The sequence below is a fragment of the Tropicimonas isoalkanivorans genome, assembly GCF_900112335.1.
GTDB classification, from domain to species: Bacteria; Pseudomonadota; Alphaproteobacteria; order Rhodobacterales; family Rhodobacteraceae; genus Tropicimonas; species Tropicimonas isoalkanivorans.
In genome coordinates this window covers 77,476-98,471 of sequence record NZ_FOLG01000011.1, presented here as the reverse complement: position 1 = coordinate 98,471, position 20,996 = coordinate 77,476, and the positions used below count along the sequence as shown (strand labels likewise).

Below are 20,996 nucleotides of genomic sequence, written 5' to 3'. Positions count from 1 at the left end.
ACACTCGGTCCGTAGGGTCTGAGAGACCGCAAAAACCTGACCTCAGTAGGGATTCATCGTGTTGGAAAGCGCAGGTGTTTGCGCTCAGACGGTTGAACTGTGGCGCGAGGGAGGCCGCTGCGAATTCCCATCCGTTAACAGTGCAGGTGTCTGGATTGTCCTTTTGGACAGGGAGCCGGAGCCGGAGGCGCAAAGATCGTCGTGCCGTCGCATACAATGGCCCGCCAGGGAGCGCGCCACAATTGCAGTGTCGGAAATGCAACACCAACTTGATTGTGACCTAGCTGTGGGGTCTTAGGACCAGCAAAGGCGCGATTCCACGCCTATTCCGCTGCGGTCCGGGCTGCCTGCACCTCTTTCACCCGCTGCGGCCAGGTGGACTTGATGAAAGCGAGGATGTTCCAGATATCCCGGTCGCTCAGGTCCTCTCCGAACCCCGGCATACCACTTTCGAATTGCACCCCCTGCCGCGCCAGCGTCTCTGCGCCGCCGAGCTTGGTGTAGGTAAAGAGCAAGTCGTCACCGTGGTGCCAGGTATGGCCGGACGCGTCATGAGGCGGGGCGGGCGGGGGGCCATCGCCGCTGGCCGTTTGCCAGTTCTCCTGCCCTTCCAGCCGAGCCCCGTGACACGCGGCACAATGCGCCTGGTAAAGAGCCTCACCGTCCGCGATGTCCACGTCTTCTGGCTGGCGCTGTGTGTGCGTTCCACCGGTCAGAACACCCACCGCGATCACGCCGGCTGCCAGTACGCCTGCGCCGGTCAGGACGCCGGGATGCCTCACGCCGTCACCCTGAACCGTGTCATCATTCCGGACGCGGCATGGGTCAGCATGTGGCAGTGAAAGACCCATTCGCCCGGCGTATGGGCGACGAAGGCGATCTCGCGGCTCTCGTCGCCAAGGACCAGGAGCGTGTCCCTGAGCGGTCCGAGGCCGCCGCCGGGCAGGACCTCGCGAAAATGGTGGCCGTGCAGATGCATCGCATGGGGGAACATCGTGTCGTTCTGCATCGCCACCCGCACGGTGCGGCCCTGTTCGGCGATGAACAGCGGCTCATCGGGCATGCCGATCGTGCCGTTGAAGGCCCAGAAATTCATGGCCTGGGCTGCCTCTTGGAAACCTACCGGTCGCCCGTCCATTGACGCCGACTGAAAGCCGCGCATGGCGCCGCCTTCCATCAGCAGCCGGCTCGTTAGCGCGTCCTCCAACCCGGTGACCTCCATCCGCGGGTTCGGCGGCAGGGGAAGTGGCGCGTCTCGGCGGTTCGTGGAGGCCTCGCCACGAACTTCGAACATCACTTGGGAGAAGGCTTCGTCGCGCTCGAAACGGACGAGGTGGGCTTGCGCGCCCACGTCCGCTGTCACGTCCACGATCAGATCTGCCCTTTGTGCGGGCGCCAGCAGGAACGTCTCGGAGATCGGCTCAGGCGCGTCGAGCGGCATTCCGTCCAGCGCCACTATCCACCCTTCAAGACCCTCGAGCGCCAGTTCAAAGATCTTCGCATTCGCCGCGTTGATCAGGCGCAGGCGGAGCCGTTCCTTGTGTTTCGCCGTCATGGAATGGTTGAAGCGGCCGTTGGTCACCACGATGTTGCCGAGACGGCCGCCGTGGCTGAAGTCCATCATATTCGCAAAGCCGGCGATCTGCCCCGTCTCCGGGTCCAGCCGGAAATCGTCGAGCACGATCACTTGGTCCCGGTCCACGTCCGGCGCATCGGCCTCTTCCACAATCAGGGGTCCATGAAGGCCGCGCGCGACCTGCTCGTAGGACTGGTTGTGTGAATGATACCAATATGTTCCGGCGTCCGGCAGGTCGAACGCATAAGCAAACTCGCCGCCCGGCGGCACGGCCTCCTGAGTCACCCCCGGCACGCCGTCCATCGCATTGTCGAGGCGGATGCCATGCCAGTGCACCGTTGTCGGCTCCGGCAGTGTATTGACCAGTCGGCGCTGGAGGCGCCCCCCTTGCCGCAACCGAATCTCGGTGCTAGGTACGACTCCCCCGTAGCCCCAGACCTCGGTCGCCGGATACCCCTCAGGCGCAATTTGGACCTGCGCGACGGCAGCCTTCAGAACCTCCGCCTCGGCCCCTGCCAAAGCCGCGCGATATGGCAGAAGAGGCGCGACGGCGAGGGCCGCCGTTCCGGCCAACATGGACCTGCGTGTCGTCATCCTTCGTTTGCCCATCTCTCAATCAAGCGGAATCGCCAGTCGGACATCATGTGGTTGCCCCCATTTCCCAGGGAAGAGAGGCACTATGTGCAGCCTTCCGGCACCGGAAGGTCAACAGAGCAGGCATAACGAAGCGGTGATTTCGATGTGCCTGAGCGCCGAATGCGCCGGTTCGATCCTCCCCAAGATCGGAGATCGCCCCACTCGGTCCGGGGACCGGCGGGGCGACGCGGCGTTCGTCGGCGGGAGTATCTGGATCAGAACTCCTTGCTCATCCTCCGATCGACGGAGAGATAGCCGCCTCCGAACGCTGCGATCAGCGCCGTGCCAGCGGCCCAGAAGACGGAGGTATAGATTGCCTTTTCCTGAATGCGCTCTCCGAAGGCGATACCGCCGTCGGACAGCAGAACTCGCTGAGCACTGTCTGTCAGCAGATCCGGATTGGCTGTGAGATAGGAGAGGCCCTCCGTTGTCAGGAACAGCTCGGGGTAGGGATGGTTCAGGTGGAATGAGATCGTCACCAGCATCATCACCGTGTTGGCGACCGCGATTGGCCGGGTATAAAGCCCGATCACAATCATCGCGCCCCCCACGAACTGCAGGATTGCCAGCGCTGGCGAGAAGAACCAGCCCGGCGCGAGCCCGATCGATTCCAGAAATCCGACCTGGGCGAAGGGAGCCATGATCTTAGGCCAGCCGGAGATCATGAAGCTGATGCCGATGATCGCGCGAAAGGCCGCCCAGCCGACCGGCTCGGCGAAGATTTCGTAGAACTTGCGCATGTACGGTATGAAAAGGCGCTCACGGGCGGGGAGAAAAACGTCAGCCAAGGTGGCCTCCATTGTGCGGGGATTTTTCTTATTTCCAAGGCGTATCCTGCGAATTGTGCGCGACAGTACAATTTGGGAAAGCTCAACACGCTGTGTGCAGCGCGGCGCAGACTAATCATCCCGACATTGATCCATGTCATTCTGGGAGGCGCGCGCTCACGTTGATCGGCCACTGGAATGGCGTGTGCGCGCATGACCGGAAGAGCGGTGTTAGGTCCGACGGCCGGCTGAGCTGACTAAACGCTCACGCCAAGCTTGTTTGGTGACGACGTAGGTGTCTCCGCAAGGCGTCACCATCACCGGCGCGCGCTAGCGTGGGGCCGATCCGTACTTTCCGGGAGGCGCTGTTTCGTGGGCCAGAAATTTCGGATGGTCTGAGCGATAATGGCGAACAGGATGTGTTGCTGCCTTGGAACGCCAACCTGGGGCACATCCTCCCCTCCCCAAAAACACTGGAAGTGGATGTACCCCAAGCAAAACGTGGCACTCGCTACGGATCATAACCGGACCCATACGCCGGATCGCCTTAAACACCTCGATCCGTAGTGCCTGTCTGCTCCCGAAACCCGACTTCAGTTGGGTCACATCTTGTTGGAACCGGCAATCGACACCACAACCTGTGCGCGTTTCCGGTGAATCGGCAGGGCCCGGAGGGCGAGATTGTTAACAATTTCCCTTGGGGGGTGAGCCTTTCAGACAGGTTCACTCGCGTGCATGCGCTCGAGTTGTTGTCAGATGGTCAACAATGCGCGTTCCTTGTGTCCGCCACAATTGAAAGCACAGATCTCGGTGAACAGACTGTTTCCGTTCGCTTCATACGGTCGCTAATCTAACTCACCGCGGAGCAAAGTGCGGCTGACAGGCCCAGATTGCCGCCTCGTTTCGAAGACCGCGACCCAGTCGAGCGCCCTCCTTCATTTCATCCGGAGGTCCATCAGGCCGCCGCCAAAAAGCCGATCGCGCGAGTTGACGAGGTGGCCGTGCATCAGTTTCCGGGCCTCCTCCGGCTGTTGAAGCCGAATTGCATCGAAGATCGCAGTGTGCTCGTCGAGCACGGCGTTCAGCCCAACCGGGCCTTCGGTGATGAGCGCAGTGCCATGCAACGTCATGCCGACGTTGATATGTTCGCGAAGCGCCCGCAGCGCCGTCTCAAAATACTGGTTGTTCGACGCCTTCGCGATGCCGTGGTGAAAGGTGAAATCTGCATCCTCGCGGTGTTGCTGAGACTTGGTTGCATCCCGCAACAGGTCGAGCGCGACCTCAATCTCCTCCAGCACCGCGGCATTGCGCCGAACCGCGGCTAGCGCGACGGCTTCGGTTTCCAGCGTCAGGCGAAACTCGTAGCATCGCTGGATGTCGGCAAGGGTCTCGACACGGGCAAAGCCGACCGGCATCGCCTGGTGCGCGCGAACGAAGGAGCCCGCGCCCTGCCGCGAATAGACCATGTTCTCCTGCCGGAGCCGTTCTAGCGCGGCGCGAAGCACCGGCCGAGAGACGTCGAACTCCTCCGAAAGAACGGCCTCGGACGGCAACTTCTGGTTCGGCGGGTAATCACCGTTCACGATCCGGGTGTAGATCATGTGATAGACCCGATCGGCCAGGGTTGTCCGTTTTTTCGTTTGGTCCTGTTTCATTCGTTCCCCTCGCTGCAAAGCCGACCGGCCGCTTTAGCAAAGTGTGCGTTGGTCAAGACAGTGTCGGGCAAATTGCCACTCGGTGCTCGCGCGATCGGTCGGATTGAGTGCGCCTCGTCATCGGCGAGCGTCACGAAAACACGTGCCTCGAATGCCGGCGCGACCGGCGCCTTAGCCGGCACGACGCGGGATGAGCCGTCCACTGGCGCAACTGTGTCCACCAGATACATGTTGGGTTCTGCTGCGCCATCCGCCAAAGAGCCTGAGTGGTCGCCGAGCAGAACGGCCGCGATGACCTCCAGTCCATGCTGCCCACAGGCCGTAGCGGTGTTGAGTGTGCCGTAAACCCCGGTCACAGAGATCGGTTCTTTACCTGTCATCATGTTCCGCTGCCTGGGTGCTGGCATGCGATCATCCCTCTGCTGGTAATCCGCACAAACTGGGATCCGTCTCATCCGGACTGGCGGTAACCACCACACGTGTGCTCCAAACTGCTTGTCATGTTGTAATATAAGGCAAGTCGGAGTTCAATTTTTGCCTTCGCAATCAGAGCGAAAGGTCCTCCAAGCGGGACCGCAAGGTGAATGGGAGCTGGAGTGATTTGGCACAACTAGCGCTTTGGACGTTCGTCGTGCGTCGACGTCCGTCTCAATGCTCGGTGAAAAGGGGCCGCCAAGGGGGGCCGGGGAGAAGCTTACCTAGCCGGGATTCGCAGCTGCACGTCTCTCCAAGGCACGCTGCGAACTCTGCTATGGGAGACTTGGGATTGGCCGCTGATCACCCAGCAGATAAAACTCGCAGTATTTGGTGGCGGAGGGAGCAGGACCGGAGTCAAACGTTCTCCACAATGGAAAAGCACCGCTTAGGTTTAGTCTACTCCTGGATGTTCTTGTCTAACAGGCTGCTGAGGTAGTGTCCAGAGTCTTTCGCACTTTCATCATGCGACGACGGCTCCTTGGGTTTGCTCCGCGAATAGCGGGGTCATGTTCATGTACTTCCGTGTCGACCACTGGGTTCCAGCGATGTGACGCAGACGGGCGGCGGCGAGGTTCAGGCAGGATTTACCGTCCGGGAAGGCGCCGACGACTTTCGTGCGCCGCCTGATCTCGCGCATGATCCGTTCCAGCGGGTTGTTGGTTCTTAGCTTGATCCAGTGGCTGTCTGGAAAGCCGTAATAGGTCAGCGTCTCGTGGCCGCTCTCTTCCAACAGCTCTGCCGCTTTCACCAATCTCATGGCGCGCAAATCGGCGATCACCGCCTGCATCTTCTCGGCCGCCGCCTTGCGGTCCTCCTGGGCGTGGATCGCCTTCAGCATTTTGCTGATATCCCGGACCTTGCCCGACGGCACCAGGCTGAAGACGTTGCGGTAGAAATGAACGACACAGCGCTGCCATTGGGTGTCCGGCAGGACCTCGGTGGCGCTCTCCACCAGCCCCCGGCAGGCGTCGGATACGATCAGCTGCACGCCCGAGAGCCCGCGATCCACCAGATGGCGCAGGAAGGCCGACCAGCCGGACTTGTCCTCCTTGGGGCCTTCCATGATGCCCAGGATCTCTCGGTAACCGTCGGCGGTGACGCCGATGGCCACCAGCAGCGACACGTTGCGCACCTCACCGGCCCAACTGCGCTTCATGACAATGCCATCGAGGAAGACATACGGGTGGTCGCCCTCGATTTTCCGGTGCCGCCAGTCGTCGATCTTGGCGTAGATCTTCTTGTTCAGGTTCGAGACCGTGCCGGGGCTCACCCGCGTGCCCCAGAGCGCCTCGGTGATGTCTTCCACTCGGCGCACCGAGACGCCCGCCAGATACATCTCGATCAGCGCCTCCTCGACCGAGCTTTCCCGGCGCTGGTAGCGCTCGATGATCGCCGTCTCGAAGGTCTGCCGGCGCAGCTTCGGCACCTTGAGCTTCACCGATCCGGCCTTCGTCTCCAGCGAACGCTCGTAACTGCCCGCCCGCGTGTCCTTGCGGCCTTCGCTCCGCTCATACCGGCCGGCCCCGCACAGCCGGTCCGCCTCGGCATCGAGCATCGCATTCAGCGCTTCCTCCACCGTGCCACGCACCATCTCGCCAAGGTGGTCGCGAATGCGCGCCTCGTCGATCTGTATCACTTGCCCCATCGCATTGGGCTTCTCGTTCTCGTCCATTCTCATACGGCCTCCGCCTGATTGACTCGCGGTGCGTGGGATTCCCTGCTGGAATGAAACGCTTTAGACTCCTTCCCAACGACAACGAAGGGGGCAGGCATGGTACAGGTTGCGGCTCATCTGAGCGTCGCCGAGTTGCAGGCGGGATATCGCGGCAGCAAGGATGCGACACTGGCGCGCCATTTTCAGGTGATCTGGCTGCTGGCGCGGGGGCACACGGTTGCCGAAACTGCACAGCTGACCGGGTTTGTTCGGCGCTGGGTCGAGGAGTTGCTGGTGCGCTACAACCGCTTCGGGCCGGCCTCGCTCGGCGACCGGCGCCGGCGGAACGGCGCGAAGCCACGGATTCTGACGCCGCAGGTTCTGGCGATGCTGCGCGAGCGGGTGAAGGCCCCGCCCGACGACGGTGGGGTCTGGACCGCGAAGAAGGTGGCGGCGGTGATCGCGGCCGAACTTGGGCTCACGCGGGTCGCCGAGCAGCGCGGCTGGGAGGCTCTCAAGGCGATCGGCTGGACCGTCCAGCGTCCACGGCCGCAGCATGCGCAGGCGGCGACGGCCGAGGAGCAGGAAGCGTTTAAAAAAAGCTCGCGGGGGTGGTCGTCGAGGAAGCGGAGCGCCATCCCGGCGCGGTGATCGAGGTCTTCGCCACCGACGAGCATCGCATCGGGCTGAAGCCGATCCTGCGCCGGGTCTGGGCACCCTGCGGCGAACGGCCGGTGGCACGGGGCCACCATCGCTTCGAATGGCTCTACGTCACCGCCTTCGTCTCGCCGGCCACCGGCGAGAGCTTCTGGTATCTCGCGACCGGCGTCGACAAGGCGCTGTTCGAGGACACTCTCCGGCTCTTCGCCCGCGAGGCCGGGGCCGGACGCGACCGGATCATTATCCTCGTGCTCGACGGGGCCGGCTGGCACACCGCGCCGCTCGAGGTGCCAGAAGGCATCCGCCTCGTCTTTCTGCCGCCATACACCCCCGAACTGCAGCCGGCCGAGACACTCTGGGTCCACGTGGACGAGCCGATCGTCAACAGGCACATCGACACCCTCGAAGACCTGGATGCCATCGTCGCCGATCGCTGCGTGAGCCTTGCCGCCAACCGCAATCTCATCCGAAGCCAAGCCGGCTTTCACTGGTGGCCCGACCGCGTTGCCCCGAACTGATCAACCGGAACCGGTATCAGCTCCTCTCAGCCAGTCTGAAAGGAACCGCCATCCAAATCAAATGTGCGAAAGACTCTGTACGTTATCGACTGGCCATCGGTTCGCCGCGCTCTAATTCTAACACTTGTTAGATTGCTAGCGCAATGGCGGACTAACATCAAGCCATGAAATATTGAAGAGTGATTGCCGGTCACAACGGAAGGCAGCTTCTGAACGCCTTCGGGGCACGACTTAGGATTTGCCCGTCAGGTGTCTGCACGCCGGACGGGCACGTCGAACCGGAACATATGGTTAAACCGAGGCCAGATCGGTTTGTGGTCCGGTCGGCTCGCTCTCCCGCTTCGGTGGACGAATCCGAAAGAGGAGCGCGAAAAGCACGGGCACGGCCACCAACGTCAAGACCGAAGCAAAGGCAAGGCCGCCCATGATGGTCACAGCCATCGAGGCGAAGAAGGCATCCGGCAGGAGCGGAACCATGCCGAAAATCGTCGTGCCGGCCGCGAGCACCACTGGGCGCAGACGGCTGACCGATCCATTCATCACGGCCTCGTAGTCCGCAACACCATCTGCACGTTGCAGGTCGATCTCTTCGACCAGAACGATGGCGTTTTTCATCAGCATGCCCGAAAGCGACAGGAAGCCGAGCAGGGCGGTGAAGGTGAAGGGCAGTCCGGTGAACAGGAGCCCCAAGACCATGCCCGTCACGGACATAGGCACGACGAGCCACAGTATGAGCGGCTGGCGAACTTTGTTGAACATCAAAATCGAGATTGTCAGCATGACGAGAAAGCCCAAGGGAAGCTGTTTGCCAAGGCTTGCCTGAGCATCCTTGGCGCTTTCGTACTCGCCGCCCCATTCCATCGAATAATCATCGGGAAGCGGGAGGGCCTCGATTTGTGTCCGGACACTTCGGAAGGCTTCGTCGGCGGTCAGGTCGCCGCGTGCGCCGCCGAGGGCGGTGATCGTTCGTTCGCGGTTGCGCCGGTGAATGAGTGCCTCGACGAGTCGTGGCTCGAACCGCTCGGCAAGGTTGGCCATCGGAACGTATGATCCTGCCCCATCGGACCAAACCGACAGGTCAAGAAGACGGTCGACACCGTCGCGGTCACTCTCGGGAAGACGGAGATGGATTGGGATGACCGTGTCGTCCTCGCGCAGCTCGCCTACACGCAGGCCGGACGTTCCGTAGCGAATGGTATCCGCGATCGCGCTTCGTGTCGCGCCAGCAATGCGCATGCGTGACTCGTCAACAATGGGTTCGACAAGGATCTCTCGCTGTCGCCAATCGGTACGCGGATTGGTGATTGTCCCTGCTTTCTCGAAAATCCTGGTGGCATCGTCCGCGAGCTGGCGCAGGATGACAGGATCTGGTCCCGAAAAGCGGACTGCCACATCGGCGCCGGCGGGCGGACCGAACACGATTTCTTCGACGCGGACCAAGGCGTGGGGGAATTCGGCGGGCAGATCCCGGTTGAGCCGCCTCGCGATGGACGTGATAGCCTCGGCGTCGGCAACTCGAACGATAAGCTGACCGTAGCTCGGATCCGACTGCTCGGGATTATAGGTCAGCATGAAGCGGCTCGCCCCTCTCCCGACGAGGGCGGTCAGGTCCGTCACGCCGTCCTCGTCCAGAAGCATCTGCTCCAGCCGCCGCATTTCAGTGTCGGTGACGTTGATGTCGGTTCCTTGCGGCATCTGGAACTCGACATAGAAGATCGGCGTGTTCGAAGCGGGAAAGAAGGCCTGCTTGACCTGCCCGAAGGCCATGACGGACCAGACGGTCACCCCCACAATCGTCAGGACGACCAGCACACGGTTTCGCAGCGCCAGCCACAGAAACGCGCGGTAAAGCCCGTAGAATGCGCCCTTGTAAGGATCGGTCGACGTGTCCTTCGGCGCTCGGAGCAGCAGCTTGCCGAGGTAGGGCGTAACCGTAACGGCAAGCGCCCAGCTCATCAGCAGCGAGATCGCAATCACCGCAAAGAGCGAGAACAGAAACTCGCCCGTCGCATCCGGCGACAGGCCAATTCCGGAAAAGGCCATGATCCCGATCACGGTCGCACCGAGCAGCGGGATCGACGTCGCGCTTTCCGTTTCTGCCGCCGCCTCCTCTGCGGATTTGCCGCGCGCCATGCCGATCACCATCCCTTCGGTAATGACGATGGCGTTGTCGACGAGCATTCCCATCGCGATGATCAGCGCACCGAGGCTGATCCGTTCCATCGCGATCCCGAAGATCGACATGAAGAACAGCGTCGAGAAGACGGTCAGCCCGAGCGTCGCGCCAACCACGAGCCCTGCGCGCCAGCCCATGGTCAGCATCAGCGCCGCGATGACGATGGTGACCGATTGTCCGAGGCTGACGAGAAAGCTTGAAACCGCTTCATCCACGACGACGTGCTGTTCGTAGATCGGAATGATCTCAGCGCCTTCCGGAAGCTCCGCCTCGAGGCGCTCCAGCCGTGCCGACACCGCCTCGCCGACTTCGACCACGTTTCGGTCCGTTAACGCCGAAACGCCGAGGGTGAAGGCTGGGGCGCCGTTTTGCCGGATGATCTGGCTGGGCTGTTCGGCCGACTCACGGGTCACGCGGGCGATGTCATGGACCGCGACCTGGCCGACGTTTCCGGCCGTGCCCAGCCGCAGCGACTCTATACCTTCGGGACTTACATAGCCTGGCGGAACCGATAGGCCGATTCGGGCGGGGCCCTCGGTGATCTCGCCGTTCAAGAACACCTGGTTCTCGTCCGCCAGAATACCCAGGATTTGGTTCGGCGGAAGGCCCAGTTCGGTGAGCCGTGCGGACGGGATCGAGATGTTGATCACCTCTTCGGCAAGGCCCTGAACCTCGACTTTCGCGACGCCATCGACAGTGACCAGCCCGAGCCGCAGGGTCTTGGCCAGGTCGCGCTGTTCCTTCGGGCTCAAACCTTCCGTCGTCACCGCATAGAACATGCCATAGACGTCGCCAAAATCGTCGTTGATGATCGGCGGGCGGGCGCCCGCGGGCAAGTCCCCCTCCACGTCGCGGATGCGGCGGCGCATCTCGTCCCAGACCTGCGGGATTTCGTCCGGCCCATAGGTCATCTCGATCTCGACAGTGATCTGGGCCATGCCCGGCATGGACTTGGACTCCACCCGGTCAAGCTGCTTCATCTGCTGCAACGCATTCTCAACGACGTCGGCGACCTCCTCTTCAACCTCTACGGCCGTAGCGCCGGGATAGGCCACGAAGACAAGCGCCGTCTTGAGGGTGAAGCTGGGGTCTTCGAGGCGGCCGACCGTATTGAGGCCCCAATAGCCGCCAACGAGGCAGAAGATGATGGCGAGCCAAACCGCCACCGGACGCCGGATGCTTGCGCGCGATATGCTGAGTGCCATAGATCCTTTTCCGCCTATCCCAGGAGCACAGGGTCAGAGTCCCGAGACTGCCACCGTCTGGTTTTCTCTAAGCCGCCACCAGCCGCCGGATACGACCACTTCGTCACCTTGGAGGCCTTTCAGAATGGCGATCTCGTCGTCCATCGGAAGGCCCAGACGAACCGTTTTGCGGGCGACCTGGCCAGACGCTTCCTCGTAGATCCAAATGGACGGCTCGGTCCGGCTCGTCGTGTCCACCGCCGATACCGGAACGATGACGGAGTGCGGGCGATCTTCCTCCGCCGCGATCGAGATGCGCACATCCGCCGTCATTCCCGGAAGCAGGCGTGGGTCGATCTTGCCCGTGATTGCGAATTCCACGTCGTAGGTCTGCGCCATGGGATCCACATCCGTGGCGAAGGACCGCAGCACCAGCGGCGCCGTGTAGCCCGGCACCGCCGCGAAAGTCGCAACAACGTCGAAGGCGTCGGGGGACGCCCGCGCGATGGCGGCCAGTTCCTCGGGCAGCGAGATCACGATCCGCATCTCGCTGATATCCTGGAGCCGCACGACCGGCGCGGCCGAGGTGACGTTGACATACTCTTCGATGAAGGCGCGTGCGACGATCGCATCGAAGGGCGCGACGAGCTCGGTTTGTTCGAAGCGCCGCTCGGCCTCGCGAAGCGCAGCGCCTGCCTGTGCCAACTGAGCGCGTGCAGTGTCGAGACGGGCGTCGGCCGCGACTCCCCGTTCGGCGAGACTCGACGCGCGTTCGAATTCGGACTCCGCAAGCTCGAAGGACGCCTGAGTCCGAACGACCGTGAGTTCGAAATCGACCTGATCGAGCTTGGCGATCACCTCGCCCTCGCGTATCCTGTCGCCCGGTTCGACGTGAAGTTGAATAATCTGTCCCGGCACCTGAAACGCAATATCCACCGTGCGGGCGGGCTCGACGCGGCCGGCAACAGTGCGGGACCGATTGACAGCCCGGGTGAGTGCTCGGGTTACCTCTACCACGACCGGTTGGTCGAGTTCGGGCGCGACCGCCGCTTCGGCAGTTTCATTGGTATCTTTCCTCGCTTGGGCCAACACATCGCTCAGAGGCGCCGGAAGGAACGGAATGGCCAGAGCCGCCGCGACTGCGCCCGCAAGCACGGAAGCGACCCGTTTCCAACTTCGCTTTCTATTCGAGTTCATCGATCATGGTCCTCAAGCGTTCGATGGCGCGATCTCTGAGATCTGCGCCGCCGTCGGGAAGATTCAGGAGTTTCTGGAACCGCAGTCCCTGGATTGCCAGGACAGCGACCATAGCACCCGGAGCGTCTTGCGTCTCGGACACGATACGTTCAAGGTCGTCGGCCAGTTCAACTCGTAGCGGATCGAGCAACGGCGGGTCCAATGCGGCAGCCGCAAGAATGGCTATAGACAGGTCATCGGTAACGCCTTCGGACTGCAGTGCCGTTTCGAGATGACCACGTAAAGTGCGTAGCGGGTGCTGCTCCGGCACACTTCCCAGCAGATCCCGATGTTCGGCCAACATCTGATCCAACAGCCCGGAAAGCAGGGCTTTCTTCGTCGGGAAATTGTAAAGCAAGCCACCCTTGCTGAGGCCTGACTCTTTTGCGACCGCGTCGATCGTGATCCTTCCCGCTCCCTCACGCGCGGCTATCGCACGCGCCGCAGAAAGTATCCTACGGGACGCATTTCTGGATTCTGCAAGGGGCATGTGCTCACTCAAAACTGTACCGTCCGGTCGGTTCACGTTGACTTTCAGGTAGTCTGGGGTTCCATCAAGGTCAAGCGTTCAATCGAATCCGACCCGGGTGGCTCACCATGACGCCCGCAGACCATGCGAAGCCAAGCGGTTGAGCGCCCCCGCTCTACAAGTTATTTCGTCCGGCATAGATCCTCAGAAACGCGTCAGCCGCCCTCTTTGAGTGCTCAGATGCATCGACGGGCTGGTCGACGGCCAGCAAGCGCGGCATGATAACGCCGGCGATTGACAGATGAATAAACTGACTGGCGGCGCCTTGAATGTCTTGCACGTTCTGTGATTTTGCCTCGTGCAAGCGTTCGAGTATTTGCGCGACTGTCCTGATGGCGCGTGTTGGGCCTGAGCCCATGTATATTTCGCCTGCCTCCGGCAGAACCGAGGCCGCGCCGATGCAAACACGCAGGAGGCGAATATAGTCATCATCCATGACCAGCCCGATCATCCGCTGCGAGAGTTCTTCCAGCACGCTCCGCGCATCGTTCTGGCTTGAAAGCGGACGGCAGATTTCCATTGAAAGGCTGTCGCACTCAGCTTGCAAGACGCTTAAAAAGAGTTTGTCCTTACTTGGGAAATGCGCATAGAGGGTTGCCTTCGACACCTTGGCTTCTTCGGCGATCGCATCGACGCTTGCACCTTCGAAGCCGAACTTCAAGAAGACCTCTCTGGCTCCTTTCAGAACATCGGCCACTTTACTCTCCCTCATATCGATCACCTGATTCCAATACGTGATACCGAACGCATAGCTCCACCTGTCTGGCCGCGCTTAACGGCATCCGGCGTTTCCATCACCTGTCTTCGGCAAAAAACGAGCTTTCGCTGTGCAACTCATACATACAATCGGGTACACACAATCGGGGCGACGCGACCTCGCCGAAAGCTTTCTCACCCGGATGTTCTTTGGGCCGGCGCAGTCAAACAGCGCCCACGTCATCGTCATCAAAGACCCCCTCAGCCATCCACCTGTTCGCGATTTCCCCCAGTGCGTCCAGAACGTTTCGAAGGTCGTCGCCGCGCGGCGTCAGGCCATAGGTCACCGCAGGCGGAATAGTCTCCGCCTGTTCCCGCCAGATGACCCCGGCACATTGCAGCATTCGCAGACGCTCGGTCAGCATTCGGGTCGATATCCCGGGCACGGCGCGCTTCAGCGCCCCGAACCTTTGCGGCCCCTGATCGCTCAGGACCCAGATGATGTAGGTCGTCCACGGTCCCATGAGCAGACGCAAGATCGAGTCCATCGGGCACTGTGGCGGAGTTTTGGGCATCGCTGTGCACTCGCTTACCGGGTGGTTACTTTTCTGTTCCTACTTTAGTTTTCGCTACAAATCAACTATTCCACCTCCTGCAAAAGGCACTCGGGGTTTCCCCGCGAACCGGGAAGGACAATCGGACATGGCCCGCCAGCCCACGCTCTTCATTCCCCATGGCGGCGGCCCCTGCTTCTTCATGGACTGGAACCCGCCGGATGAATGGGACCGGCACCGGCAGTTCCTGCAGGATCTGCCGGGCACGCTGCCTGAGCGCCCCGGGGCACTCTTGGTGATCTCGGGTCATTGGGAAGAGCCCGCCTTCACCGTGCAGACCAACCCCGCGCCTCCGCTTCTGTTCGACTATGGCGGTTTCCCGCCCCATACCTACGAGTTGAGCTGGCCCGCCCCCGGCGATCCGGCGCTGGCGGACCGCATCCATGACCTGATCCGCGCCGCCGGTCTCCCGGCCGCGAAGGACGCCGTGCGCGGGTTCGATCACGGCGCCTTCGTGCCGCTCAAGGTCGCCTTTCCCGAGGCCGACATTCCCTGTGTCCAGCTCTCGCTTGCCCGCGATCTCGACCCCGGGCGCCATATCGCCCTCGGTCGGGCGCTGGAACCGCTGCGCGACGAGGGCGTGCTGATCCTGGGCAGCGGCAACACCTATCACAACATGGCTGCAATGATGCAGAGCCTGCGCGGCAGGCCACGCGGCCCCATCGCCGGCAAGGCGTTCGATGCCTGGCTGACCGATGCGGTGACCTGCCCCGATCCCGATGAACGCAACCGCAGGCTCGCGCGCTGGTCGGAGGCGCCGGGCGGCCGCGATGCACATCCGCGCGAAGAGCACCTGATCCCGTTGCATGTCGTGGCGGGCGCGGCGGGCACCGATATCGGCCGGAAGACCTTCGAAGACCACGTTCTTGGCGCCGTCGAAAGCGCCTTTCGCTTCAGTTGAACAGAAACTCAGGAAAGGAACACAACGCCATGTCCAATTCCATCAAGGGCCCCTTCATCGTGACCGGCGCATGCGGTCAACTCGGCAGCCACGTTATTGAGAACCTGCTGGCGCAAGGGGCCGAACCCCTCGTCGCGATGACCCGCACGCCGGAAAAGCTCGAGTCGCTTCGGGCGCGAGGGGTCGACGTCAGGGCGGGTGATTTCAATGACCCGGCCACGCTTGGCGCGGCCTTCGCCGGCGGCGGGCGGCTGCTGATCATCTCGACGGACGACCTTGAGCCGGGCAAACGGCTCGCCGCGCATCGCAACGCGATCGCGGCCGCCAGGGAGGCCGGCGTGTCACATATCGTCTATACCTCGCTCACCAATCCCGATGAAGACAACCCGATCGGATTCGCCGTGGATCACCGCGAGACCGAGGCGCTGATCGAGCAGACCGGCATCCCCCACACGATCCTGCGCAACTGCCTTTATGCCGACCTTCTGTTGATGAGCGGACAGCAGGCGATTGGCGCGGGGGCGCTTTATGCCGCGGCGGGCGACGGCAAGGCAGGCTATGCCACGCGCGCCGATTGTGCCCGCGCCGCTGCCGCGGCCCTGTTATCCGAGACGGGCTCGACCCTGCGCGACATCACCGGACCCGAGGCCGTCGGCCATGCCGAGATCGCCGCGATTCTTTCGGAAGTTGCCGGGAAGGATATCCCCTACGTCCCGATCACGCGCGACGCCCTGGTAGAGGCGATGAAGGAACACGGACTGCCGGAGTTCATGGCGAATGTCTTTTCGTCCTTCGATGTCGCCATTGCCCAGGGGAATCTCGACGTGGCCTCGGATGACGTGGAACAGCTGACCGGGCAGAAACCGCAATCGGTCCGCGATTTCCTGATGGCCAACAAGGCGGCCCTGCTGGGGCAAGCGTAAACCATCATCACCGGAGGCGCTGTCATGCTGAATATATCGCCACGCGAGGGGCCAGGGCCGGTCACCACGCCTTGTGCCCCGCATACGCAGATCAGTCAGAACCCGGATGCCGCGTCATATAGCGCATTCAAGGACAGGGCCTTCGATTTCCCCTTTGTTATGTCCCAGAGGGTATTCGCATCCGGCACCCGGTCCTCGGGGCCGAGCTGACAGAACCGCATCCACGACAGCCGATCCCGGACGAGATACTCGGTCTGCTCCAATGAGAGCCCGTGCAGCGACTGCAAGACCAGCATCCGGAACTTCAGCACCGGATCGAACCGCGGCCGGCCCCCCTTCCAGCGCGGCGGGCGGCCGAGCGCCTTCTCCAGCACCGGCCGGAACATCTCGAATTCAACCGTCGCCGCCAGCGTCTCCAGCGGATCGCCTTGTGCGGAGATCTCCGCCAGCCGGTCCGTCATCGACCACAACCCCATCTGACCCATCATCGCCGTCCCCCCGGTGACCTCAGACCGAGTGAATCACGATCCACCCTTCAGCGCGAGGTTTCCGGAGGTGTCCAGGTGCGCAGCCCGCTTCAGCCGCCGAAGATGTGGGCCTTGCCCTTCCAGCTCCCCGACTGCCGGCTGACCGGTGCGAGACCTGCCAGACTCGCTGCCTCTTTCGGGGTCATCGTGCCGAGCTCAGGCATGTCCACGATCATAGCGGTGGCAGCCACCGGTCCGATGCCAGGGATTGACATCAGGATCTCGTAGCGCCGGGCCACCTCGGGGTCGGCCTTGATGAGGGGGACCAGTCCGGCATCCATCTGGGCGATCTGCCTGTCGATCTGACGTTCCCGGTGAGTTCTGGGCTTTCGGCCGGAAACGGACTGATGCGGGCGGATCCCGACAAATGTCCATATTTGGACATGGCGGCCACCTCGTCAGCAATTTCAACCATCATCGGCTTCAACCGATTGCCTTGACGAGCGAAGCGCGTCAGCTTATCTTACTAAGTAAGTAAATTAAGCGGGGTCGGCAAGCCTTGAGAAACGGGACGGGCGAAATCCTGAGACGCTTGCGCGCCAATGGGCCGCTATCGCGGGCAGAGCTTGCCCGGCGCGCCGCGATCTCGTCCGCGGGTGTCACCAAGATCATCGCTCAGCTTAATGCCGACGGGCTGATCCGCGAACGAGAGGGCCTGGGGCACGCGATCGGACGCCCGCCAGTGGCCGTGTCGCTGGTCGCGGGTGCGCGACGCGTGCTGGCGATCCACCTCGGCGCGGGGCGGTTGCAGGTTGCCTTCAGCGATCTGATGCTGGGTCTGGGACCGGCGCGGTCGTTCGAGTTCGACTTTGCCGATCCGATCCGGGAGATCATCTCGGCCACCGCCGATCTGGCGGCCGAGGTGCTGGAGAGCGCGGGGCCCGACCGCGGCATGGTCCTGGGCGTCGGGGTCGGCGTGCCGGGCAGCGTCGATGCCTCTGGCCGGGTGAACACGCATTCGATCCTTGCCGGCTGGCGCGACGTCGCCTTTGCGGATGCGTTCGAGGCGGCACTGGGGCTGCCGGTGGTCCTCGAGCACAACGCCACCGCCATCGCCATGGCCGAGGCGCGCTACGGTGCCGGGCGCGACGCCCGCAGCATCCTGCACCTGTTTCTCGGTAAGGGGATCGGCGCGGGGTTCGCGCAGACCGGGGCCGGCGAACGCTGTGCGCCGGTCGAGATCGGCCATGTGGTGGTCGATCCCGGCGGCCCGGCCTGCCGCTGTGGCGGACGCGGCTGTCTGGAGCGGTTCTTTTCCGAGCAGCCGTTGCGCGACATGGTGGGCGATCAGGGCATCCCGCGGTCCGCACTGGTCGGGGCCGCGATGCGGACCGAGGCCTGGCTCGGGGTCTACGAGCACCTGCTGCAGGCGCTGTCGACGGCGGTGACGTTGCTGGGGCCGGAACGGGTGGTCCTGGGCGGCGATCTGAATACCGCGCCCGATGCCTTTCTGGAGGCGCTCCGCCGCGACCTGCCGCCGCGGGTGATGCCGCAGCAGCGCCAGCGCCTGACGGTCGAGCGCACCAGCCTGCCCGAGCCCGCGGGCGTGCATGGCGCCGCATGCGTCGCCCTGGAGCGGTTCTTCTACACGACCGGACCGGCGGCCGCGTTGCGCGTGCAGCGCCTGGCGGCAAGCACGTGAGCGCGTGAAGGGAGGGGACATGAGCCTCATCAGCGACGTGGAGACCGCAGAGCCGAAGAGGCGGTGGCGCTGGGACCCGGGCAATGTCGCCTGGGGCGTGCTGTCCTTCGCGGGGGGCATCGGGTTGTGGTGGCTGGCGACGGTCGCCGGTTTCTCCGAACTGCCGAGCCCGTGGACGGTGCTGACACGGATGATCGAGCTGGGAATCGACGGGCAGTTGTGGGGGGACATGTACGCGTCCCTGCGGCGCGTGCTGATCGGATTTGCGCTGGGGGCGGTGCTGGCGGTGCCGGTGGGCTTCCTGATGGGCTGGTACCGGATCGCGCGGGTCATCATCGACCCGTGGATCCAGTTCTTCCGCGTGATCCCGCCACTGGCGATCATCCCGCTGGCGATCGTGACGCTAGGCATCGACGAAAAGCCGAAGACCTTCGTGATCTTCCTGGCCGCGTTCCTGTCGGCGGTCGTCTCGACCTATCAGGGCGTCGTCAGCGTGGACAAGACCTACATCAACGCCGCGCGCGTGCTGGGGGCGAGCGACGGGACGATCTTTGCGCGCGTTGTCATCCCGGCCTCGACCCCGTTCATTCTGGTGGGTTTCCGCATCGGCCTCGGCTCGGCCTGGGCCACCGTGGTCGCGGCCGAACTGATCGCGGCGCAGTCGGGCCTCGGGTTCCGCATGCAGCAGGCGCAGCTCTACTACGACCTGCCCACCATCTTCGTCAGCCTCGTCGCCATAGGCATCCTCGGCCTGCTCATGGACCGGATCGTGGTGCGCACCGAAGAGCGCATGACCCACTGGCAGGAAAGGGTCTGAGCCATGGCCGACCCCAAGATCGCCTTCCGCAACGTCTCCAAGGTCTTCGGCACGGGGGCGGACGCATTCACGGCGATCCGAGACCTGACGCTGGAGATCGCCGACGGCGAGATCGTCACCGTCGTCGGCCCCTCGGGCTGCGGAAAGTCCACCGCAATGAACATGGTTGCCGGGCTGATCCCGCACAGTTCGGGCGAGGTTCTGGTGGACGGCAGGCCGGTGTCCGGTCCGGGCCCCGACCGCGGCGTGATCTTCCAGCAATACGCCCTGTTCCCTTGGCTGACCGTGCGCGAGAACGTCGAGTTCGGCCTCAAGCTGCAGGGCCTGGGCCGGCAAGAGCGGCGCAAGCGGGCGATGCACTACTTGGGCCTCGTCGGGTTGCAGGACTTCGCCGAATCCTATCCCAAGACCCTCTCGGGCGGCATGAAGCAACGCTGCGCCATCGCACGGGCCTACGCGGTGAACCCCTCGGTCCTGCTGATGGACGAGCCCTTCGGCGCGCTCGACGCGCTGACCCGGGTGACGCTGCAGAACCAGTTGCTGGACACCTGGTCGAAGGATCGCCGCACGGTCATGTTCATCACCCATGACGTGGACGAGGCCGTCTTCATCGCCAGCCGCGTCGTCGTGCTGGCGGCCAGACCGGGACGCCTGCAGGAAATCATCGAGGTCGACCTGCCCTACCCGCGCGACGAAGAGGTGCGGCTGTCGCCCGAATTTATGGAGATTCGCAACCGGGTCTGGCGCGCGGTCTACCGCCGCGACGCCCAAGCCGCCTGATCCAGAACGTCACCAGATCGTCAAAGGAGGAGCTCGATGATCACCAGAAGAATCCTGCTGGCCGCTGCGTCGGCACTGGCCCTGTCCGGACCGCTGTCCGCGCAGGAGCTGGACGAGATCCGCATGGGCTACATCGCCGACTATTTCGGCACGTCCATCGCGGCCATCGCCACCGACCGTGGGCTTTGGGAAAAACACGGGCTGGACGCGGACCTGAAGGTCTTCACCAACGGTCCGATCCAGGTGCAGGCGCTGAACGCCGGCTCGCTCGACTTCGCCTATATCGGCCCCGGCGCCTTGTGGCTGCCTGCGTCCGGTCAGGCCAAGGTCATCGCCCCGAACGCCCTGGGATACACCGATCGCGTGATCGCCCAGCCGGGGATCGAAAGCATCTCGGACCTGAAGGGCAAGAAGGTCGGCGTGCCCGAGGGCACTTCCGGCGACATGCTGTTGCGCCTGGCGCTGGAAGAGGCAGGCATGACGATGGACGACATCGAAGTGATCCCGATGGATCCCTCGACCATCGTCACGGCCTTCTCGTCCGGTCAGATCGATGCGGCGGGCATCTGGTACCCGTTCGTCGACGTCGTCAAGCAGCGCGTCCCCGAGTTGAACGAGCTGTCCTCGAACGAGCAGTTCTTCCCCGAGATCGCGTTTCCCTCGTCGTTCATCGTCAGCGATGACATGGCCGGGAACCAGGAGGTGATCCGCAAGGTCGTGGCGGTCATCAAGGAAGCCAACGACTTCCGCAAGAACAACCCCGAAGAGGCGGTCAGGATCACCGCGGATTTCCTGAATGTCCCCGAGGCGCCGCTGCTGGCGGAATCAAAGCTGGCCCGGCTTCCCTCGAGCGCCGAATACGAAGAACTCAGCCGCGCTGGGCAGGTCGAGAACTGGTTCGGCACGCTGGCCGATCTCTATGCGCAGTTCGGCAAGATCGAGGACCCGCTGCCGGCGTCCGAGTTCTATCTCGGCAACCTCTACGCGCAATGACCACGCTGGCCGGACCCGTCCTGCACGGGGCCGGC

At 63.1% G+C, this 20,996-nt stretch carries 21 protein-coding genes; 8 read left to right on the top strand and 13 right to left on the bottom strand.

The annotated features are described in order from the left end of the window. Positions 1-323 precede the first annotated feature (323 nt). From BM075_RS16715 to BM075_RS16690, 6 genes are all read right to left on the bottom strand, one after another. Entirely contained in the window at positions 324-725 is a 402-nt protein-coding gene (locus BM075_RS16715; protein WP_425445200.1) for a c-type cytochrome, read from the bottom strand. 53 nt (positions 726-778) lie between these two features. Beyond that, complete coding sequence (locus BM075_RS16710; protein ID WP_093361837.1) at positions 779-2,170, bottom strand: multicopper oxidase family protein; 1,392 nt, start codon at positions 2,168-2,170, stop codon at positions 779-781. Between the two features lie 257 nt (positions 2,171-2,427). Then, the gene (locus BM075_RS16705) at positions 2,428-3,000 is read right to left on the bottom strand and encodes a DoxX family protein (RefSeq protein WP_245758883.1); all 573 of its coding nucleotides are present in this window, start codon (positions 2,998-3,000) and stop codon (positions 2,428-2,430) included. 914 nt (positions 3,001-3,914) lie between these two features. Beyond that, a complete protein-coding gene (locus tag BM075_RS16700; RefSeq protein WP_093361835.1) occupies positions 3,915-4,634 on the bottom strand; it encodes a FadR/GntR family transcriptional regulator in 720 nt (239 codons plus the stop codon). Then, the gene (locus tag BM075_RS16695) at positions 4,631-5,017 is read right to left on the bottom strand and encodes a hypothetical protein (RefSeq protein WP_093361834.1); all 387 of its coding nucleotides are present in this window, start codon (positions 5,015-5,017) and stop codon (positions 4,631-4,633) included. The genes BM075_RS16700 and BM075_RS16695 overlap by 4 nt, the downstream gene beginning before the upstream one ends. 554 nt (positions 5,018-5,571) lie before the next feature. Beyond that, the gene (locus BM075_RS16690) at positions 5,572-6,756 is read right to left on the bottom strand and encodes an IS256 family transposase (protein WP_177208397.1); all 1,185 of its coding nucleotides are present in this window, start codon (positions 6,754-6,756) and stop codon (positions 5,572-5,574) included. Between the two features lie 126 nt (positions 6,757-6,882). On the opposite strand from BM075_RS16690, the gene BM075_RS16685 reads away from it, so the two are divergent. Then, on the top strand, positions 6,883-7,416 hold the full coding sequence (locus BM075_RS16685) for a winged helix-turn-helix domain-containing protein (RefSeq protein ID WP_093361832.1): 534 nt from the start codon (positions 6,883-6,885) through the stop codon (positions 7,414-7,416). Next, the gene (locus tag BM075_RS16680) at positions 7,377-7,943 is read left to right on the top strand and encodes an IS630 family transposase (RefSeq protein WP_093361831.1); all 567 of its coding nucleotides are present in this window, start codon (positions 7,377-7,379) and stop codon (positions 7,941-7,943) included. The genes BM075_RS16685 and BM075_RS16680 overlap by 40 nt, the downstream gene beginning before the upstream one ends. Before the next feature lie 291 nt (positions 7,944-8,234). Here BM075_RS16680 and BM075_RS16675 read toward each other — a convergent pair whose 3' ends face one another. The 5 genes from BM075_RS16675 to BM075_RS16655 form a co-directional block, all read right to left on the bottom strand. Further along, on the bottom strand, positions 8,235-11,324 hold the full coding sequence (locus BM075_RS16675; RefSeq protein ID WP_093361830.1) for an efflux RND transporter permease subunit: 3,090 nt from the start codon (positions 11,322-11,324) through the stop codon (positions 8,235-8,237). Positions 11,325-11,357: 33 nt separating this feature from the next. After that, a complete protein-coding gene (locus BM075_RS16670) occupies positions 11,358-12,500 on the bottom strand; it encodes an efflux RND transporter periplasmic adaptor subunit (RefSeq protein WP_093361829.1) in 1,143 nt (380 codons plus the stop codon). Beyond that, positions 12,487-13,029 (bottom strand): TetR/AcrR family transcriptional regulator, encoded by a 543-nt coding sequence (locus BM075_RS16665; RefSeq protein ID WP_093361828.1) that lies wholly within the window; start codon positions 13,027-13,029, stop codon positions 12,487-12,489. Before BM075_RS16665 ends, BM075_RS16670 begins: the two co-directional genes overlap by 14 nt. Before the next feature lie 154 nt (positions 13,030-13,183). Then, positions 13,184-13,765: a TetR/AcrR family transcriptional regulator gene (locus tag BM075_RS16660; protein ID WP_245758882.1), complete on the bottom strand. Its 582-nt coding sequence runs from the start codon at positions 13,763-13,765 to the stop codon at positions 13,184-13,186. Positions 13,766-13,988: 223 nt separating this feature from the next. Next, complete coding sequence (locus BM075_RS16655; protein WP_093361826.1) at positions 13,989-14,312, bottom strand: winged helix-turn-helix transcriptional regulator; 324 nt, start codon at positions 14,310-14,312, stop codon at positions 13,989-13,991. A 154-nt stretch (positions 14,313-14,466) separates the two neighbouring features. Here BM075_RS16655 and BM075_RS16650 point away from each other — a divergent pair, with 154 nt between their 5' ends. Both BM075_RS16650 and BM075_RS16645 read left to right on the top strand, forming a co-directional pair. Beyond that, positions 14,467-15,279, top strand: a complete 813-nt coding sequence (locus BM075_RS16650) for a DODA-type extradiol aromatic ring-opening family dioxygenase (RefSeq protein WP_093361825.1) — start codon at positions 14,467-14,469, stop codon at positions 15,277-15,279. Positions 15,280-15,308: 29 nt separating this feature from the next. Further along, on the top strand, positions 15,309-16,202 hold the full coding sequence (locus BM075_RS16645) for an NAD(P)H-binding protein (RefSeq protein ID WP_093361824.1): 894 nt from the start codon (positions 15,309-15,311) through the stop codon (positions 16,200-16,202). A 95-nt stretch (positions 16,203-16,297) separates the two neighbouring features. Here BM075_RS16645 and BM075_RS16640 read toward each other — a convergent pair whose 3' ends face one another. Together BM075_RS16640 and BM075_RS16635 are read right to left on the bottom strand one after the other, a co-directional pair. Beyond that, positions 16,298-16,690 carry a transposase gene (locus tag BM075_RS16640; RefSeq protein WP_218152872.1) on the bottom strand — a complete coding sequence of 131 codons (393 nt, stop codon included), beginning with the start codon at positions 16,688-16,690 and terminating at the stop codon, positions 16,298-16,300. Between the two features lie 89 nt (positions 16,691-16,779). After that, positions 16,780-17,010, bottom strand: a complete 231-nt coding sequence (locus tag BM075_RS16635) for a transposase (RefSeq protein WP_093361823.1) — start codon at positions 17,008-17,010, stop codon at positions 16,780-16,782. A 218-nt stretch (positions 17,011-17,228) separates the two neighbouring features. Between BM075_RS16635 and BM075_RS16630 the strand changes: the two genes are divergently transcribed. From BM075_RS16630 to BM075_RS16615, 4 genes are read left to right on the top strand one after another with little or no spacing between them, the layout of a single operon-like run. After that, a complete protein-coding gene (locus BM075_RS16630; RefSeq protein ID WP_093361822.1) occupies positions 17,229-18,371 on the top strand; it encodes an ROK family transcriptional regulator in 1,143 nt (380 codons plus the stop codon). 19 nt (positions 18,372-18,390) lie between these two features. After that, positions 18,391-19,188, top strand: a complete 798-nt coding sequence (locus BM075_RS16625; protein ID WP_093361821.1) for an ABC transporter permease — start codon at positions 18,391-18,393, stop codon at positions 19,186-19,188. A 3-nt stretch (positions 19,189-19,191) separates the two neighbouring features. After that, the gene (locus BM075_RS16620) at positions 19,192-19,968 is read left to right on the top strand and encodes an ABC transporter ATP-binding protein (protein ID WP_093361820.1); all 777 of its coding nucleotides are present in this window, start codon (positions 19,192-19,194) and stop codon (positions 19,966-19,968) included. A gap of 36 nt (positions 19,969-20,004) precedes the next feature. Beyond that, on the top strand, positions 20,005-20,961 hold the full coding sequence (locus BM075_RS16615) for an aliphatic sulfonate ABC transporter substrate-binding protein (RefSeq protein WP_093361819.1): 957 nt from the start codon (positions 20,005-20,007) through the stop codon (positions 20,959-20,961). The last annotated feature ends 35 nt before the right edge of the window (positions 20,962-20,996 follow it).